The organism is Streptosporangium sp. NPDC050284 (assembly GCF_044459525.1).
In the GTDB taxonomy this organism is placed as follows: domain Bacteria; phylum Actinomycetota; class Actinomycetes; order Streptosporangiales; family Streptosporangiaceae; genus Streptosporangium.
Window position 1 is genome coordinate 115,215 of record NZ_JBITIZ010000006.1, and the last position, 17,797, is coordinate 133,011.

At 71.8% G+C, this 17,797-nt stretch carries 15 protein-coding genes; all 15 read left to right on the plus strand.

The window, feature by feature from the left end; translation table 11 throughout:
* The first annotated feature begins 38 nt into the window (after positions 1-38).
* The 15 genes from ACIBH4_RS16215 (at position 39) to ACIBH4_RS16285 (ending at position 17,778) form a co-directional block, all read left to right on the plus strand.
* Positions 39-509 (plus strand): hypothetical protein, encoded by a 471-nt coding sequence (locus tag ACIBH4_RS16215; RefSeq protein ID WP_362767386.1) that lies wholly within the window; start codon positions 39-41, stop codon positions 507-509.
* Positions 510-1,351: 842 nt separating this feature from the next.
* Entirely contained in the window at positions 1,352-3,241 is a 1,890-nt protein-coding gene (locus ACIBH4_RS16220) for a penicillin-binding protein 2 (RefSeq protein WP_362506995.1), read from the plus strand.
* 40 nt (positions 3,242-3,281) lie between these two features.
* A complete protein-coding gene (locus ACIBH4_RS16225) occupies positions 3,282-4,826 on the plus strand; it encodes a UDP-N-acetylmuramoyl-L-alanyl-D-glutamate--2,6-diaminopimelate ligase (RefSeq protein ID WP_362506992.1) in 1,545 nt (514 codons plus the stop codon).
* 12 nt (positions 4,827-4,838) lie between these two features.
* A complete protein-coding gene (gene murF / locus ACIBH4_RS16230; protein WP_362506989.1) occupies positions 4,839-6,362 on the plus strand; it encodes a UDP-N-acetylmuramoyl-tripeptide--D-alanyl-D-alanine ligase in 1,524 nt (507 codons plus the stop codon).
* A complete protein-coding gene (gene mraY, locus ACIBH4_RS16235) occupies positions 6,359-7,417 on the plus strand; it encodes a phospho-N-acetylmuramoyl-pentapeptide-transferase (RefSeq protein ID WP_350948098.1) in 1,059 nt (352 codons plus the stop codon). The genes murF and mraY overlap by 4 nt, the downstream gene beginning before the upstream one ends.
* 31 nt (positions 7,418-7,448) lie before the next feature.
* Positions 7,449-8,852, plus strand: coding sequence for a UDP-N-acetylmuramoyl-L-alanine--D-glutamate ligase (gene murD / locus ACIBH4_RS16240; protein ID WP_362506984.1), 1,404 nt, complete (start codon positions 7,449-7,451; stop codon positions 8,850-8,852).
* Entirely contained in the window at positions 8,849-10,147 is a 1,299-nt protein-coding gene (gene ftsW / locus ACIBH4_RS16245; RefSeq protein WP_362506981.1) for a putative lipid II flippase FtsW, read from the plus strand. The genes murD and ftsW overlap by 4 nt, the downstream gene beginning before the upstream one ends.
* A 14-nt stretch (positions 10,148-10,161) precedes the next feature.
* On the plus strand, positions 10,162-11,250 hold the full coding sequence (murG, locus tag ACIBH4_RS16250; RefSeq protein ID WP_362506978.1) for an undecaprenyldiphospho-muramoylpentapeptide beta-N-acetylglucosaminyltransferase: 1,089 nt from the start codon (positions 10,162-10,164) through the stop codon (positions 11,248-11,250).
* Positions 11,251-11,360: 110 nt separating this feature from the next.
* Positions 11,361-12,767, plus strand: coding sequence for a UDP-N-acetylmuramate--L-alanine ligase (gene murC / locus ACIBH4_RS16255; RefSeq protein WP_362506975.1), 1,407 nt, complete (start codon positions 11,361-11,363; stop codon positions 12,765-12,767).
* Positions 12,768-12,807: 40 nt separating this feature from the next.
* Positions 12,808-13,476 (plus strand): FtsQ-type POTRA domain-containing protein, encoded by a 669-nt coding sequence (locus ACIBH4_RS16260; RefSeq protein ID WP_362506972.1) that lies wholly within the window; start codon positions 12,808-12,810, stop codon positions 13,474-13,476.
* A 225-nt stretch (positions 13,477-13,701) separates the two neighbouring features.
* Positions 13,702-15,078 (plus strand): cell division protein FtsZ, encoded by a 1,377-nt coding sequence (ftsZ, locus tag ACIBH4_RS16265; protein WP_362506969.1) that lies wholly within the window; start codon positions 13,702-13,704, stop codon positions 15,076-15,078.
* Positions 15,079-15,168: 90 nt separating this feature from the next.
* Positions 15,169-15,873: a YggS family pyridoxal phosphate-dependent enzyme gene (locus tag ACIBH4_RS16270; protein WP_362506966.1), complete on the plus strand. Its 705-nt coding sequence runs from the start codon at positions 15,169-15,171 to the stop codon at positions 15,871-15,873.
* A gap of 121 nt (positions 15,874-15,994) precedes the next feature.
* Positions 15,995-16,498 (plus strand): cell division protein SepF, encoded by a 504-nt coding sequence (locus ACIBH4_RS16275; RefSeq protein ID WP_362506963.1) that lies wholly within the window; start codon positions 15,995-15,997, stop codon positions 16,496-16,498.
* 82 nt (positions 16,499-16,580) lie between these two features.
* On the plus strand, positions 16,581-16,868 hold the full coding sequence (locus ACIBH4_RS16280) for a YggT family protein (RefSeq protein ID WP_030909817.1): 288 nt from the start codon (positions 16,581-16,583) through the stop codon (positions 16,866-16,868).
* 49 nt (positions 16,869-16,917) lie between these two features.
* Positions 16,918-17,778, plus strand: a complete 861-nt coding sequence (locus ACIBH4_RS16285; protein WP_350948108.1) for a DivIVA domain-containing protein — start codon at positions 16,918-16,920, stop codon at positions 17,776-17,778.
* Positions 17,779-17,797: the final 19 nt, after the last annotated feature.

Consider the following 17,797-nt stretch of genomic DNA (forward strand, 5'->3'; position numbering starts at 1 on the left):
ACGTCCGACGCGCCGCGCCCAGCCGCGGCGCACGCCCCGTGCGTGTCCCCCGCGCGGTGCCGCAGGGATACGGGACCAAGCCGGCCAGGCCTGCGCCCGCCACCGCTCCGGCCGCGCAGGTCAAGGCCGTGGCTCCAGGGGCTCCAGGGTCCCCCGCGGCCCGCCGCGCCAGGCCGCCGAGGACTCCTTTCCTGCTGCTCGTGGTCGGCCTGCTCTGCGGCGGGCTGATCAGCCTGCTGCTGCTGAACGCCGTGCTCGCCCAGGACTCCTTCAGGGCCAACGGGCTGCGCAAGGAGATCAGTGACCTGCGCATCGCGAAGGAGAGCAAGCAGAGCGCGATCATGCGGCAGGAGATGCCGGAAGCGGTGGCGAGGAACAACGAACTCCAAGGGCTGGGTCCCGACTGGGACACCGCGCGCGTCATCGACCCCGACAAGCCCGCCGTCGGGGGCGCCGACGACGCCACCAAACCCGCGGGGCAGGAGCGAGTGCCGGGCACGGGCCGGTGAGGGAGACCGGGGGACCCGGTCCCGGACAGGGCCGCGGGGGCTTCGGGGGAGGACCGGCAGGAGGGGCGGGCCGCCGTTCTCCCGGCGGTCCCGGCCGCGCGGCCAGACCGGGCGGTTCCCCGGACGCTTCCGGTAAGCCGCGCAGGCCCGGTTCCGGTGACGCCGGGCCTTCCGGCGCTCCCGGCGTTCCCGACGGCCCTCGCGAGCCGGCCCCCCCGCGCAGACCTCCGGCCTCGGGTAAGCAGGGGGCAGGCGGTTCGGGTCGCGGGAGTTCCTCCGGGGGTTCCGGCCGTGCGGGCTCCCCTGCCGGTTCCGGCCGTACGGGTTCCTCCGGTGGTTCGGGTCGCGGGGGTTCCTCCGGAGGTTCCGGTCGTGGGGGTTCCTCCGGTGGTTCCGGCAGGGCAGGATCGTCCGGCGGGTCACCGGCACCGGAAGGCTCCGGCAAGTCCGGTAGATCGGCCAAGGGTGGTAGACCGGGCTCCCCGTCGAGGCCGTCGGCCGCCGGCGCCTCCGGCAGGCCGGGAGCCCCGGGCAGGCCCACTCCCACCGGCAGGACCGGTTCCGGCGCACGGCCGCCCGCTCCCGACGGCTCTGGTCGGCAAGGACGGCCGGACGGCAAGGGCGCCCCCGGCATCCGCAGTGTCCCCGGCGTCCCCGGCGTCCCCGGCGTCCCCGGCGCCTCGGGAGCCCCGAGGGCTTCCGGCAGATCCGGCCGCCCCGAGGCGCCGGGCAGGACCTCCACCCCCCGCCCCGGCAGGCCGCCGGGGGCCGAGGTCCCGCGTAGGTCCTCGGGGCCCGAGGCGCCGCGCAGGTCTCCGGGAGCCGAGGCTCCGCGTGGACCGGTGCGGTCCTCACGGGCGGAAGGACCGCCGGACCCGCTGGGCTGGGTGCGGTCCGCGCCGAGGCGCGGGGGCGAGCGGCCAGGGGATCACGAGCACACCCGCACGACCACACGCGGCGGCGGTGGCAGGCCGCCGCGGCCTCCGGCGCGCCCGTCGGCGGTGCTGCGCCTGGGCAACCCCCGCAGGCGCATCGGTATCGGCCTGATGGCGATGACCTTCGTGCTGTCCATCTTCGCGGGGCGGCTCATCCAGCTCCAGGGCCTCGACTCGAAGGTCTACACCGCGGAGGCGGCCAAGCAGCGCGTCCAGGGCGAGAAGCTGCCCGCGAGGCGAGGGTCGATCACCGACGTGAACGGTCACGAGCTCGCGCTCACCCTGGAGGCCCGCGAGATCTTCGTGGACCCCTCCCAGGTCTCCGAGAGCCAGCGCGACCGGGTGGCCACGATCCTGGCCAAGGAGCTGGGCACGCCCAAGGAGTCGATCGCCGCCAAGCTGGCCCAGAGCACCAGTCACTACCAGCAGCTCGCCGCGGCCGTCGACCCGCCGCTCGCCCAGCGGATCATGGCGTACGACCTCAAGGGCGTCGGTAGCAAGCACCGCTACCGGCGCGACTACCCCGGCGGCGACCTGGCGGGCACCCTGCTGGGCTTCGTCGGCACGGACGGCACCGGCCTGGCCGGGCTGGAGAGCACCTACGACAAGCTGCTCGCGGGCCGCGACGGAGAGCAGATCATCGAGACGGGTGCCAGGGGGCAGCGCATCCCGATGACCCGCAGCACCGTCCGGGCGCCCGTCGAGGGCAGGGACGTGCGTCTGACCATCGACCGCGACGTCCAGTGGGCCGCACAGAAGGCGATCGCCGAGCAGGTCAAGGCGACCGGGGCGCGCACCGGCAGCGCCATCGTGATGGACACGCGGACCGGCAGGGTGATCGCCATGGCCAACGCGCCCGAGCTCGACCTGAAGAACTGGATGAACTCTCCCGGCGCCGACCGGGTCAACCGGTCGGTCACGGACGTGTTCGAGCCGGGCAGCACCAACAAGGTCATCACCGCGGCGGCGGCCCTGGAGTCGGGAGCCGTGCGGCCGGAGACCCTGTTCACGGTCGCCGACCAGATCAGGTGCGCCGACCAGGTGCTGAAGGACTCCCACCCGCACCCCACCGAGCGCCTGACCTTCTCGGGCATCGTGGCGACCTCCAGCAACGTGGGCACGATCCTCGCCACCCAGAAGATCGGCGACGAGAAGCTCCACTCGATGCTCCAGCGCTTCGGGTTCGGCGCGAAGCCGGGCTCGGAGTTGCCGGGGGAGGAGGCCGGGCTCCTGCCCGACTGGAAGAGCTGGTCGGGTAGCCAGCGCTGCACGATCGCGTACGGCCAGGGGGTCTCGGTGACGGCGCTCCAGACGGCGAGCGTGTACCAGACCATCGCCAACGGCGGGGTGCGTGTCACCCCGCGGATCGTGGCCGGCACCACCGGGGAGAACGGCGCGTTCACGCCGTCGCCGCCGGGCAAGCAGACCCGGGTGGTCGGCGAGCGTACGGCGCGGGAGATCGCGACCATGCTGGAGGCCGCCGTGAGCGAGGAGGGCACCGGCAACCTCGCCGCGATCGACGGCTACCGGGTGGCGGGCAAGACAGGAACCGCGATGCGCTACGACACCAGATGTCAGGGTTATTGCGGTTATACCGCGACTTTCGTTGGTTTCGCTCCCGCGGACAAGCCCCGCCTCGTCGTCCTGGCGGTCCTTCAGGACCCCAAGGAGGGCCACTACGGTGGGGAGATCGCCGCGCCGGTCTTCAAGAAGGTGATGACGTTCGCGTTGAAGAGCGGGAAGATCCCGCCGACCGGAACCAAGCCGTCTCCGGTGCGGATACGCGCCGGAGAGTGACGAGTGAAGGTACGCTCTCGCCGTGCGTCCCCCGTCGTCAATGCGACCCTCAACCAGTTCACCCCGTCCGCTCTCGGGGCTGGCGAGCCTCATCGGCGCGCCCTCGGGCACGTCGCGAGCCCCGCTTGCCGCGGTGTCCGGGATCACCATCGACTCGCGCCGGGTGTGCCGGGGAGATCTCTACGTCGCGCTGCCGGGGGCCTCGGTCCACGGGGCCGACTTCTCCGCCCAGGCCCTCGCCGCGGGTGCCAGCGCGATCCTGACCGACGAGGCGGGGAGGGAGGCCGCGGTCGCGACCGGCCTCCCGGTCCTCGTCGTGCCCGACCCGCGCGCCCTGCTCGGGCAGGTCTCCGCCTGGGTGTACGGCAATCCCGTGGCGGACGTCATGGTCGTCGGAGTCACCGGCACCAGCGGCAAGTCCACGGTCACCTTCATGCTGGAGGCCGGGCTGCGGGCCGCCGGGCACAGTCCCGGGCTCATCGGGGGGGTGGAGATCCACGCCGGTGAGCTGCGCTTCGCGCCGAAGCTCACCACGCCCGAGGCGAGCGACCTGCAGGGCCTGTTCGCCCTGATGCGCGAGCGGGGCGTCACCGCCGCGGCGATGGAGGTCTCCAGCCACGCGCTGGCGCTCGGCCGGGTCGACGGGGTGTTCTACGACGTGGCGCTGTTCACCAACCTGTCCCAGGACCACCTCGACTTCCACCGTGACCTCGACGACTACTTCGCGACGAAGGCCAGACTGTTCACCCCCGAGATGAGCCGCGTGGGGGTCGTCAACCTCGACGATCCGCACGGACGTGAGCTCGTGGGCATCGCGAAGATCCCGATGACCACCTTCTCCGCCGAGGGCGCCCTGGAGGCCGACTGGCGGGCCACCGGCGTGCGGCTGGGCCCCGAGGGCAGCACCTTCACGGTCGTGGGGCCGGGAGGCGTCGAGGAGGCCGCCTCGGTCGCCCTGCCGGGGCCCTTCAACGTGTCCAACGCCCTGGGCGCGATCGTCGCGCTGGTGGAGGCGGGTGTGCCGCTGCGGGCCGCGGTGGCGGGCGTCGGTACGCTGACGGGAGTTCCCGGCAGGATGGAGCGGGTTCCCGGCGGCGAGGACTTCCAGGCCATCGTCGACTACTCGCACAAGCCCGGCGCGGTCGAGTCGGTCCTGCGCTCGCTGCGCGAGGTCACCGAGGGCGAACTCATCATCGTGCTCGGCTGCGGAGGTGACCGTGACCGTAGTAAACGCCCAATGATGGGAGAAGCCGCCGCAAGGCTGGCAGATGTGGCTATTCTCACCAGCGACAACCCCCGCTCTGAGGATCCCCTGCGGATCCTCGCGGAGATGATGGACGGAGTTCTCGGCGTGCCCCAGGACGGGCGCGCGCATGTGATCATTGAGCCGGACCGCGCCGCGGCCATCGACCTGGCCATCGGCCGGGCGGGTCTCGGTGACGTCGTCGTCGTGGCCGGCAAGGGCCACGAGCAGGGCCAGTACGTCGGCGACCAGGTGCTTCCTTTCGACGACAGGCAGGTCGTGGCCGACGCGATCGTCAGGCGCAGGAACCGCACCGGGCGCCGAAGCACGTATGGAGAGTAGGGAAGACGCATCATGATCCCGTTGCCGCTGGCCAGGATCGCCGAGATCACCTCGGGGGCCCTCGCGGGCATGGCCGACCCACGCGCGGTGGTGCGCGGCCCGGTCGTCACCGACTCCCGCGCCGTCGAACCGGGGTCGCTGTTCGTCGCGATCAAGGGCGAACGGGTCGACGGGCACGACTTCGCAGCCCAGGCCGTCGCGGCCGGGGCGGTCGCCGTGCTGGCCTCCCGGCCGGTCGACGCCCCCGCCGTCATCGTCGGTGACACCGTGGCCGCCATGACGGGCCTGGCCACCGCCGTCTGCGCGGCACTGCCGGCGACCACGGTCATCGGCATCACCGGCTCGGCGGGCAAGACCACCACCAAGGACCTGCTCGCCAGGCTCACCGCGAGGATCGGCCCGACGGTCGCCACGGCCGGCTCGTTCAACAACGAGATCGGCCACCCGCTGACCGTGCTGAAGTCCTGCGAGGACACCCGCTACCTGGTGCTGGAACTCGGCGCGAGGAACGCTGGGCACATCGCCCACCTGGCCCGCGTCGCCCCGCCGAGGATCGGCGTGGTCCTCAACGTCGGCACCGCCCACCTGGGCGTCTTCGGCGGCAAGGAGGAGATCGCGAGGGCGAAGGGCGAGCTGGTCGAGGCGCTGCCCGCCGACGGCGTGGCCGTGCTCAACGCCGACGACCCGCTGGTGGCCTCGATGGCCGGGCGCACCGGTGCCCGCGTCACCTGGTACGGCCGGGGCGAGGACGCGACCGTGCGGGCCGAGAACGTGACCGTCGACGAGCGCGGCCGCGCCTCCTTCACGCTGCGCACCCCCTCGGGTGCCGCCCCGGTCGGCCTGCGCCTGTACGGCGAGCACGCGGTGGAGAACGCGCTCGCCGCCGCGGCGGCCGCCTACGAGCTGGGCCTGCCGGTCGCCACCATCGCCGAGGAGCTGTCCGAGGCCGAGCCTCGCAGCCGCTGGCGGATGGAGGTCACCGACCGCGCGGACGGCGTGACCGTGATCAACGACGCCTACAACGCCAACCCCGACTCCATGCGGGCCGCCTTCGGCACCCTGGACGTGCTCGCGGGCGGCCGCCGTCGCTTCGCGGTCATCGCCGCCCTGCGCGAACTCGGTGACGAGAGCGCCACGCTCAACGAAGGGCTGGGACGCCTGGCAGGGGGCGCGGGCCTGGCGGGCCTGTTCGTCGTCGGCCCCGACGCGGATCCGGTCCTGGCAGGGGCGGAGGCCGCCGTACGGGCCGCGCGGGAGAGCGGCGTCCGCGTCGTCGCGCACGCGGGAGCGACGCCGCACGGGGCGGGGGGACCACCGGGCGACAACTCGCTCTCCCCGCTCTCCGCGTTCGGCGAGACCGCCGAGCCTGATGCCGCCGCTGTCGCCACCCGGATCTCGCACGCCGCCGACGCGGCCCAGGCGGGCGCGGAGCTGGCGGCACTGCTCGCCCCCGGCGACGTCGTACTGATCAAGGGACCGCGCGCCGCGGGCCTCGAACGCGTGGCCGCGGCGCTGCTCGGGGGTGACCGCCGATGAGGGAGATCCTCGTCGCGGCGGCGGTCAGCCTGCTGCTGTCCATGCTGGGCACGCCGCTGGCGATCCGCCTGTTCTCCCGGCGCGGCTACGGGCAGAGCATCCGGGAGGAGGGACCCTCCGGCCACCACGACAAGCGCGGAACCCCCACCATGGGCGGCACCGTGATCGTGATCGCCGCGCTGGTCGGCTTCGCCTGCGCCCACCTGTACAGCTTCACGCCCCCCACGGTCTCCGCCGTCCTCGTGCTGTTCCTGATGACGGGACTGGGCGCGGTCGGCTTCCTCGACGACTTCATCAAGATCTACAAGCAGCGCAGCCTCGGTCTGCGGAGCGGCGCCAAGGCGCTGGGCCAGCTCATCGTGGGCGCGGTCTTCGCGGTCCTGGTGACCCGTTTCCCCAACTCCTACCAGATCACCCCGGCCGAGACGCGCCTGTCGTTCCTGAGGGACTTCGGCCCCTCCATCGGCCTCATCGGCTTCACCATCTGGGTGCTGATCATGATCGTCGGCTTCTCCAACGCGGTGAACCTCACCGACGGTCTCGACGGCCTCGCCAGCGGCGCCACCGGCGTGGTGCTCGCCTCGTACGTGCTGATCGGCAACTGGCAGCTGCGCAACAGCTGCACCAGCCAGCTCGGACCCAACTGCTACTGGGTCCGCGACCCGCTGGATCTGGCGGTGGTCGCCGCCGCGGTGCTCGGCGCGCTGGTCGGGTTCCTGTGGTGGAACGCCCCGCCCGCGAAGATCTTCATGGGTGACACCGGCTCGCTCGCCCTGGGCGGTGTGATCGCCGGTCTGGCCATCACCACCAGGACCCAGCTGCTGCTGATCATCCTCGCCGGGATGTGCGTGCTCATCACCATGTCGGTGATCATCCAGGTCGGCTTCTTCAAGATGACCGGAAAACGGGTCTTCAGGATGGCGCCGCTCCAGCACCACTTCGAGTTGAAGGGCTGGGCCGAGACGACCATCGTGGTCCGCTTCTGGCTGATCGCCGCCCTGTGCTCCGCCGCCGGGCTGGGGATCTTCTACGTGGAATGGATGCCCAGGCTGTGAGCGTACGGACGAGCGTGGCAGGGGAGGGCGCGTGATCTGCGTCGCGGGGCTGGGGGTCTCGGGCACCGCCGTGGCCCGCGCGATGGCCGGGCGCGGCGAGAAGGTGGTCGTCCTGGAGGGCAGGGACGGCGAGCGGGCCAGGGCGGTCGCGGGGGAGCTGACCGCGCTCGGCGTCGAGGTGCGCTTCGGCGAGCCCGTCGAGCCGCCCGAGGGCACCTCCCTCATCGTCACCACCGGCTGGCCGCCGCACCACCCGCTGCTCGCCGCCGCCGCGGCGGCCGGGATCGAGGTGATCGGCGAGGTCGAGCTGGCCTGGCGGCTCCGAGGCGAGGGCGCCGCCCCCTGGCTGGCGCTGACCGGCACCAACGGCAAGACCACCGCGGTGCGCATGCTCACCTCGATGCTTCTCGCCGCGGGCCACCGGGCGCTCGCCGTCGGCAACGTCGGCACCCCGGTGGTGGAGGCCGTCGCCGGTCCCGGCGACGTGCTGGCGGTGGAGCTGTCCAGCTTCCAGCTGCACCGCTCGCCCAGCATCGCCCCGTACGCGGCCGCGGTGCTCAACGTGGCGCCCGACCACCTCGACTGGCACGGTTCCATGGAGGAGTACGCCCGCGTCAAGGGGGAGATCTTCGCCAGGGCCGGGACGGTCGTGTACAACGCCGACGACGAGTGGGCGGCCCGTCTCGCCGCGCCGTACGAGAGCGCGGCCGGGCACGGCGCCACGGCGCGGAGCGTGGGCTTCACCCTCACCACGCCCCGGCCCGGCCAGCTCGGCGTGGTCGAGGACCTGCTGGTGGACCGGGCGTTCGTGGCCGACCCGGCGAGCAGCGCCGAGGAGCTCGCCTCGTTCGCCGACATCCGCCCGTTCGCGCCGCACAACGTGGCGAACGCGCTCGCCGCCGCGGCCCTCGCCAGGGCCTACGGGGTGCCCACCGCCGCCGTCCGCGAGGGGCTGCTCGCCTTCGTTCCCGACCCCCACAGGATCGCGCACGTGGCCAGGGTCGCCGAGGTCGACTACGTGGACGACTCCAAGGCCACCAACCCGCACGCCGCCGCCGCCTCGCTGGCCGCCTACCCGTCGATCGTCTGGGTCGCCGGAGGACAGCTGAAGGGCGCCGACGTCGGCGAGCTGGTACGCCGTGCCGCGCCCAGGCTGCGCGGCGCGGTGCTCCTGGGCGCCGACCGCGAGCGAATTCGCGAGGCTCTGGCGCGACACGCCGGGAATGTTCCGGTGGTGGAGGTGGCGGGGCAAGACACTGGGGTCATGGACCGTGTCGTCACCGAAGCCGCGAGGCTCGCCGCCCCCGGAGACACCGTGCTGCTGGCCCCGGCCGGCGCGTCTCTGGACATGTTCGCCGGTTACCCCGCTCGAGGGGAGGCGTTCGCCCGGGCCGTGCACCGTCTCGCCGAGGGGCACGACGGGGGAGCGGCGTGAGCGCGACCACCCAGGAGGGCGCGCCCGCCCGCCAGGGCGCCCCCGCGCGCCCCGAGGGGTTCCGCGAGCACCTGACCGCCTTCCGTGAGCTGCTCAACCGGCCGCTGACCTCGTACTACCTGATCCTGGGGTGCAGTGGCCTGCTGCTCGTCCTCGGCCTGATGATGGTGCTCTCGGCCTCCAGCATCGAGGCGCTGCAGGAGACGGGCGATCCCTTCTACTGGTTCTTCAAGCAGTCGATCTCGGCCGCGCTCGGCCTCCCGCTGATGTGGATCTGCGCGCAGCTGCCGCCGAGGTTCTTCAGGCTCGCCGGATACCCGCTGATGGCGCTCTCTGTCCTCGGGCTGGTGCTGGTGCTGTTCGTCGGTACCTCCCAGCTCGGCGCCCAGCGCTGGATCGACCTCGGCCCCGTCTACCTGCAGCCGTCCGAGCCCGCCAAGCTCGGGCTGATGCTCTGGGGGGCCGACCTGCTGGCCCGCAAGGCACGCAACGGCATGATCGAGTGGCGCAGCCTGTTCATCCCGCTGATGCCGGGCACCGCCATCCTGGCCGTCCTGGTCATGCTGGGCAGCGACCTCGGCACCACGCTGGTGCTGATGCTCATCTTCCTGTCGCTGCTGTGGGTGGTGGGGGCGCCGCTGAAGCTGTTCGGCGGGATCCTCGGGGTGACGGCGCTCGCGACCATCGTCATGATCAGCACCGAGGGATACCGCTCGGCGCGGATCGCGGGGTGGCTCGACCCGTGGGGCAACGCCCAGGGGGCGGGCTTCCAGGCCGTACAGGGACAGATCGCCATCGGCAGCGGCGGCTGGTTCGGGCTGGGGCTGGGGTCCAGCAGGCAGAAGTGGAGCTGGATCCCGCACGCCGAGAGCGACTTCATCTTCTCCATCCTCGGCGAGGAGCTCGGCCTGATGGGCACGCTCGTCGCGGTGGCCCTGTTCGGGCTGCTGGGCTACGCGGGGCTGCGGGTCGCCACCCGGGTCAAGGACCCGTTCGTCAGGCTCGCCTCCGCCGCCGCGGTCGCCTGGATCGTGGGTCAGGCGCTCGTCAACATCGGCGCGGTCATCGGAGTGCTCCCCATCACCGGCATCCCGTTGCCGCTGGTCTCCTACGGCGGATCGGCCCTGCTGCCCACCCTCGCCGCGCTCGGCATGCTCCTGTCGTTCGCCAAGCAGGAACCGGGCGCCCGCGAGGCGCTGGCGGCCCATGGCCCCGGACCGGTGGCGCGGGGCCTAAGCTGGCTTGGCCTGGGTGGTCCGGCCAGGAAACGACGGCCGGGCCGCGGAAGACGATAAGCGAAAGGACCGACATGAGGGTGGTCCTCGCCGGCGGCGGGACGGCCGGTCATATCGAACCGGCGCTCGCTCTGGCCGACGCGTTGCGCCAACTCGACCCGAACATCGGGATCACCTGCCTCGGCACCGAGCGCGGCCTGGAGACCAGGCTGGTGCCCGCCCGGGGATACGAGCTGCAACTGGTGCCCGCGGTGCCGCTGCCCCGGTCCCTGACGCCCCAGCTCCTGAGCGTGCCGGGCCGCCTGGCGGGCGCCGTCAACGCGGCCGCCGGCATCATGGACCGCGTCCAGGCCGACGTCCTGGTCGGCTTCGGCGGTTACGTGGCCACCCCCGCCTACCTGGCGGCGCGGCGGCGCAGCGTGCCGATCGTGGTCCACGAGGCCAACCCGCGCCCCGGCCTGGCCAACCGGCTGGGCGCGCGCCTCACCGAGCACGTGTTCACCGGTCATCCGGACACCCCCCTGGGCCGCGCCGAACACATCGGGATCCCGCTCCGCCGCGAGATCGTCAACCTGGACCGGCTGTCCATGGGCGACAAGGCCCGGTCCTGGTTCGGCCTGGAGGCCGACCTGCCCACGCTGCTGGTCACCGGAGGTTCCCAGGGGGCACGCTCGCTCAACCGGGCGGCCCTGGCGGCCGGCCCCGCGCTGCGCAGGGCCGGGGTGCAGGTGCTGCACGTCATCGGCCCGAAGAACACGCTGGAGGAGGAGCCACCGCCGGGCGACCCCCAGTACGTCGTGCTGCAGTACGTCGACCGGATGGACCTCGCCTACGCGGCGGCCGACTTCGCCCTGTGCCGCAGCGGCGCGATGACCTGCGCCGAACTGACGGCCGTGGGTCTGCCGGCCGCGTACATCCCGCTGCCGCACGGCAACGGCGAGCAGCGGCTCAACGCCACTCCGATCGTGCGGGGCGGCGGCGGTGTGATGATCGACGACGCCGAGCTGTCGGCGGAGTGGATCATCCAGAGCGTGCTGCCCATCCTGTCCGACCCCGAGCGCGTGGTCACCATGTCCGAGGCGGCCGCCAGGATGGGCAGGAAGGACGCCGACGTGACGCTGGCACGCAAGGTGCTGCGGATCGCGGCGCAGGGGAGGGGCTGAATGGGCGCGCAGGGGAGCCGGGGCGGCGGGCGCGAGACCGCGGGAGACGGACGACGGCCGGAGGCGGCGCGGACGCGCCCGCGCGGCGAACGAGGAGGGGTGAGCGGCCGATGAGCCTGGTCAAGCTGGTGGATCCGGTCGCGGCCGGCGATCTGGGACGGGTCCACTTCATCGGGATCGGCGGTTCCGGGATGTCCGGGATCGCGCGCATCCTGCTCAAGCGGGGAGTGCCGGTCTCCGGCAGTGACGCGCGGGGCTCGGACATGGTGACGGAGCTGCGCGATCTGGGAGCGAGGGTCCACATCGGCCACGCCGCCTCCCACATCAAGAACGTCGACACCGTCGTGGTCTCCACCGCGATCCGCGACTCCAACCCCGAGCTGGGCGAGGCGCTCCGCCAGGGCCTGCGGGTCATCCCCAGGGCCGCGGCGCTCGCCTCCGTGATGGCGGGCAAGACCGGTGTCGCGCTGGCAGGCACCCACGGCAAGACCACCACGACCTCGATGCTCACCGTGGCGCTGCAGAAGTGCGGCGCCGACCCCTCGTACTGCGTGGGCGGGCAGCTGGTGACGACGGGCCTGGGCGCCGACGAGGGCTCGGGCGGTACGTTCGTCGCCGAGGCAGACGAGAGCGACGGCTCCTTCCTGATGCTCGCCCCCGACATCGCCGTGGTGACCAACGTCGAGCCCGACCACCTGGACAACTACGGAGACCCGCGCGCGGTCTACGACAGCTTCGCCCGGTTCGTCGAGCGCGTCACCGCCACCATGGTCGTGTGCGCCGACGACCCCGGCTCCGCCGCGCTCATCCCGATCGCCCGCGCCCGCGGCCTGAAGGTGATCACCTACGGCGAGAGCGAGGACGCCGACCTGCGGGTGGACGGGATCGTCCCCGAAGGGCTGGGCATCACCTTCACGATCGTGGGGCACGGGGAGGTCAGGCTCGCGGTGCCGGGCCGCCACAACGCGCTCAACGCCGCCTCCGCGATCGCGGTGGCCGGGGAGCTGGGCGTCTCCTTCGACGAGATCCGCGACGGCCTGGCGGCCTTCACCGGCGCCAAGCGCCGCTTCGAGGCCAAGGGCGAGGCGGGCGGGGTGGCGGTCTTCGACAGCTACGCCCACCACCCGACCGAGCTCGCCGCCGACCTGCGCGCGGCGCGGGACGTGGTGGCGTCCTTCTCCGGCGACGGCAGGGTCATCGCGGTCTTCCAGCCGCACCTGTACTCGCGGACGAGGTTCTTCGCCGACGATTTCGGTACCGCGCTCGGGCTGGCCGACGAGGCCATCGTCCTGGACGTCTACGGGGCCCGCGAGGACCCCGAGCCGGGCGTGTCGGGGGCGCTGGTGGCGGGGAAGGTGCCGCTGCCCGCCGAGCGGGTGGCCTACGCCCCCCGCCGCGACAGCGTGCCCGCCCTGGTGGCGGAGCGGGCCAGGCCCGGTGACATCGTCCTGACCATGGGAGCGGGCGACGTCACTGAGCTGGGTCCCAGGATCGTGGCGGAGCTGGCCGCGCGGTGACCCACGCCAGCGGGCGCGGGTCGCCGGAGGGGGAGTGGCGATGAACGGGGTGTGGAGGTCGGCCTTCCTGGCCCTGCTCACCGTGGGGGTGGTGGGCATCGCCGCCTGGCTGGTGTTCTTCTCCCCGGTGCTCGGGGTGAGGGAGATCCAGGTGGTGGGCAACGCGGGCCTGTCCGCCGAGCAGATCCGCCAGGCGGCGGAGGTGGCCGAGGACAGGCCACTAGCCACCGTCGACGTGGCCGAGGTCGAGGGCAGGATCGGCAGGATCCCGCAGGTGGAGTCGGTGACGGTGAGCCGTGGCTGGCCGGGCACCCTGCGCGTCGAGGTCGTGGAGCGCGAGCCGGTGGCGGTGGTGCCGGTCGGTGACAGGTCCGCGCTGATGGACCGCCACGGGATCGTCACCGAGCTCAGGAACGTCGCGCCCCCGGCACTGCCCGTGCTGAGGGTGTCTCGGCCGGGCCCGGCCGATCCTGCGACCGCGGCGGCGCTCAAGGTCATCACCGCGCTGCCGCAGAATCTCGCCCGCCGGGTCGCGGAGGTGCTCGCGCCGTCGGCGGAGACGGTCTCGCTGCGTCTCAAGGACGGCCGCGCGGTCGTGTGGGGTGGCGGCGACCGCCCCGCAGACAAGGCGCGGATCCTTGTTACGCTGCTCAAGCGTCATGCTGACACCTATGACGTCAGTTCGCCTGACGTCGTGACGGTTAAGTGATCTCATCGGATGGCGGGCGTTCCCGGAAAAGGACGGCCCGCGACACGCTGGACACGCTTGCGGCGCGGTTAGTTGACCCGCCAGGAGCGCAACTCCTACTGTCCGTATCACTCCTCAGGTTGACATAAAGCTAAATCTCAACTTGAGGGTGAGGGTTTTGGAAACGACGGCACGGGCCCCGTGCCGCATGAAATTGCAAGTCAACGAGCGGAAAGGCCCCTCGTCGTGGCAGCACCGCAGAACTACCTCGCGGTCATCAAGGTTGTAGGAATCGGCGGAGGCGGAGTCAACGCCGTCAACCGGATGATCGAGGAGGGACTCAAGGGCGTCGAGTTCATCGCCATCAATACCGACGCCCAGGCGCTGCTGATGAGTGACGCCGACGTCAAACTCGACGTCGGGCGCGAGCTCACCCGCGGCCTCGGCGCGGGAGCCAACCCCGAAGTCGGGCGCAAGGCGGCCGAGGACCACCGTGAGGAGATCGAGGAGGTCCTCAAGGGGGCCGACATGGTTTTCGTCACGGCGGGCGAGGGCGGTGGCACGGGCACCGGTGGCGCACCGGTGGTGGCCAACATCGCCCGTACGCTGGGCGCGCTCACCATCGGTGTCGTGACCCGGCCGTTCAGCTTCGAGGGGCGGCGCAGGGCGATGCAGGCCGACGCCGGCATCGAGACCCTCCGCGAGGAGGTCGACACCCTCATCGTGATCCCGAACGACCGGCTGCTGTCGATCTCCGACCGGCAGGTGAGCGTGCTTGACGCCTTCAAGGCGGCCGACCAGGTGCTGCTCTCCGGTGTCCAGGGCATCACCGACCTGATCACCACGCCCGGCCTGATCAACCTCGACTTCGCCGACGTGAAGTCGGTCATGTCCGGAGCCGGTTCGGCCCTGATGGGCATCGGCCACGCCCGCGGCGACGACCGCTCGGTCGCGGCGGCCGAGATGGCCGTCTCCAGCCCGCTGCTGGAGGCCAGCATCGACGGCGCGCACGGCGTGCTGCTCTCGATCGCCGGAGGCTCCGACCTCGGCCTGTTCGAGATCAACGAGGCGGCCCAGCTCGTCTCCACCGCCGCCGCGCCGGATGCCAACATCATCTTCGGTACGGTCATCGACGACGCCCTCGGCGACGAGGTGCGTGTCACCGTGATCGCGGCCGGGTTCGACGAGCCCGCTCCCGAGCCCAAGCAGGCACCGCAGCCGGCCGCGCGCCCGCAGTCCGTCTCGCGCCCCGCCCCGCCCTCCGCGACGGCGCCGGTCCGCCCGCTGGCGCCCACGGTCAAGGCCGAGCCCCGCCCCGAGCCGAGGGTGGAGCACGCGCCGCCCCCTCCGGTGCGACCGGTCGCCACCCCGCAGCCGGCGCCGGCGGAGCCGACGCCCCAGCAGCAGATCTACCCGGTCCAGCAGGCGCAGTCCTCGGCGGAGCAGGCCGAGCCGCACCGCGCGGAGGAGCCGCACTCCCCGCCGTTGTCGATCCCCCGCCCGGCTCCCGAGCCCTCGCAGCCGACGCCGATCTCCGCCAGGGCCACCGACCCGGCCCGGCGCCGACCGGTGATCTTCGAGGAGCAGGAAGAGGAGCTGGACGTCCCCGACTTCCTGAAGTGACATCTCTCACGGTGGGGGCGGCGACGACCCGCCCGGCCGTGCCGGGAAGAATGGGCTCCGCCGGTTTGCCGACGTCCGAGCGGCGGAGATGTGACGGAAACAACACGACGTGATGAGATCGCGGCCGGGCTGGCCCGGGTGGAGGCGGAGATCGCCCAAGCCTGCCGGGCCGCCGGCCGTCACCGCGAGGAGCTGACGCTCATCGCGGTGAGCAAGACCTATCCCGCCTCCGACGTGCGGCTCCTGGCCGAACTCGGGATCACCGACGTCGGGGAGAACCGCGACCAGGAGGCCTCCGCCAAGGCGCGCGAATGCGCCGACATCGATCTCCGCTGGCACTTCGTCGGCCAGTTGCAGACCAACAAGGTCCGCTCGGTGGTCGGGTACGCGGACGTCGTCCACTCGGTCGACCGCCCGCGCCTGGTGGCCGCGCTCAGCCGGGAGGCGCTCGCGGCGGGACGCCCGGTCACCTGCCTGGTGCAGGTCGCGCTCGACGGCGACCCCGCGCGGGGCGGTGCGCGGCCCGAGGAGGTGGAGGCCCTGGCCGACGCCGTCGCCGGAGCTGAGGGGCTTGAGCTGGGCGGGGTGATGGCGGTCGCGCCATTGGGAGAGGAGCCGGGCAGGGCGTTCGCGAGGCTGAGGGAGATCGCGAGGTCCGTCCGGAGGGCTCACCCCGGCGCCGGTGTCATCTCGGCGGGGATGAGTGGGGATATATCCCAGGCTATTGCCAACGGTGCGACACACCTGCGTGTTGGTACGGCGTTGCTCGGTCGCAGGAAGCCCTTCGTCAGGTAATGTCCCTTCAAGTGGACCTTGGCGTCCACGTGTCCGGACAGCGGTCGAACGGTGGTGAGCTCAGGGCGGTCGGGCTGGCCCCCTGGGGCACATCTGAAGTAAGACGGAGGAAGAAGTAGCGATGGCCGGCGCGATGCGCAAGATGGCGGTCTACCTCGGTCTTGTTGAGGACGACCGCTACGAGAGATACGACAGCTACCCCGACGACGAGTACGAGGAGTTCGACGACGCGCGCCGCGAGGGCGACGAACGGCCTGGCACGGTCCACGACCTCCAGGACGACACCGACTCCGGCGTCCCCGCCCCGAGGCCCGCGACGGCCCTTCTGGAGCGCCGTACGACCGATCTGGCGCGCATCACCACCCTGCATCCCCGCACGTACAACGAGGCGCGGACCATCGGCGAGCACTTCCGTGACGGCACCCCGGTCATCATGAATCTGACCGAGATGGTTGACAGTGACGCCAAGCGGCTCGTTGATTTCGCGGCAGGTCTCGTCTTTGGCCTACACGGCAGCATCGAACGTGTTACGAACAAGGTGTTCCTGTTGTCCCCAGCCAATGTCGAGGTGACCGCCGAGGACAAGGCTCGAATCGCGGAACGCGGATTCTTCAACCAGAGCTAGAGTTCCATCATGAACAGTGACCGGCCTAACAGGTCCCGACGGGCCAGAGGACGGCAGAGCGAAGTGGAGGCGGGCACGGACCGTGGGGATCGTTAGCGGGATCTTGGTCTTCGTCCTGTCCATCTACCTCGTCCTGCTGATCGGCAGAATGATCTTCGAGACGGTGCAGGCGTTCGCGCGCCAGTGGCGCCCCACCGGCATCGTCCTGGTGCTGGCGGAAGCCGTATACACGGTGACCGACCCACCTCTCAAGTTCCTCCGCCGTTTCATTCCACCACTCCGGTTGGGTACGGTGGCCTTTGACCTAAGCTTCACAGTGCTGTTCATTGTGGTCTTGGTCTTGATCCAACTCGTGTCCGCGCTTCGTTGATCGGGTACCGTCCCCCCGGACAGACTCCAAGCGCGCCAAGGAGACCGAAATGCCGCTGACACCCGCCGATGTGCGGAACAAGCAATTCAGTACGACCCGCCTTCGGCCGGGTTACGACGAGGAAGAGGTAGACGCCTTCCTCGATGAGGTCGAGTCCGAGTTGGACCGTCTCATTCAGGAGAACGAGGAGCTCCGCGCCAAGCTGGCGGAGTGCCTGCGGGGCAAGGTCCCCGGCGGTATGGGCATGGCCATGGCGCCCGCCCCCATCGCCGAGCCCAAGCCCGAGATGATGATGCAGCAGCAGCCGGAGCCCATGCGCGCTCCCGAGCCGGTGCAGCATCAGCAGCCCGTTCCCGTCGCGATGGGAATGCCTCCGGCCGAGGACAACATGGACACCGCGGCCCGCGTTCTCGCCCTCGCCCAGCAGACCGCCGACCAGGCTATCGCCGACGCCCGCCGGGAGGCGGACGAGACGGTGACCCGGGCGCGCCGCGAGGCCGACGACATCCTCGGCAAGGCACGTCGCCAGGCCGAGCAGGTCATCGGTGACGCGCGTGCCCGAGCCGAGACGCTGGAGCGTGACGCGCAGGAGCGGCACCGCCAGGCCATGGGTTCCCTGGTGCAGACCCGCGACGAGCTTGAGCGCAAGGTCGAGGAGCTTCGCAGCTTCGAGCGCGAGTATCGCAGTCGCCTGAAGCTGTACCTGGAGAACCAGCTCGCGGAGCTGAACGTGGCTGCCGAGGGCAGCGGCGGATTCCCGATCGTGAGCGGGCCTCCGGCGATGTCCCACGCGGTGGCTCAGGGCGGTCAGCCGACCCTCCAGAGCGCGCCCAACCCGTTCGGCGGTGACCCCTCGCAGCACTCCGGTGCCTTCCAGGGTGTTGACGGTCCTCACAACGACCGCCGCTAAGGTGTCGGGTCATCCCCTT